The 351-nt window shown below is 68.9% G+C and carries 1 protein-coding gene; it reads right to left on the bottom strand.

Going from position 1 to position 351, the window contains the following annotated elements; all coding sequences use genetic code 11:
• Positions 1-351: thiolase family protein (locus IG08_RS0153450; RefSeq protein WP_030622310.1), on the bottom strand; the 351-nt coding region annotated here is incomplete at both ends.

The following is a 351-nucleotide window of genomic DNA, read 5'->3' as shown; positions in this document are numbered from 1 at the left end:
GGTGCGGAAGGAGGGCTTGAGTTTGGCCATTGCGGCCAGCGAGGCGTCGGGCCGTACGGATTCGTCGGCGGCGAAGACGTGCGGGTCGCCCTTGCGCTGTGGGATGGACACCGGGGCGAGTTCGCTGTCGAACAGGCCGGCCTGCTGGGCGCGCGCGGCCTTCTGGTGGCTGTGCAGCGCGTACTCGTCCTGCTGCTCGCGGCTGATCTTGTGCTTCTCGGCGATGAGTTCGGCCGACTCGCCGAGCGGGAGGGTCCACTGCGGGTCCATCTTGGGGTTGACCATGCGCCAGCCCAGGGTGGTGGAGTACAGCTCGGTGTGCCCGGCGGGGAAGGGCTTGTCGGACTTGGG

Origin of the sequence: Streptomyces fulvoviolaceus, assembly GCF_000718165.1 — a bacterium.
In the GTDB taxonomy this organism is placed as follows: domain Bacteria; phylum Actinomycetota; class Actinomycetes; order Streptomycetales; family Streptomycetaceae; genus Streptomyces; species Streptomyces fulvoviolaceus.
This window is presented reverse-complemented; position numbering and strand designations above follow the sequence as displayed.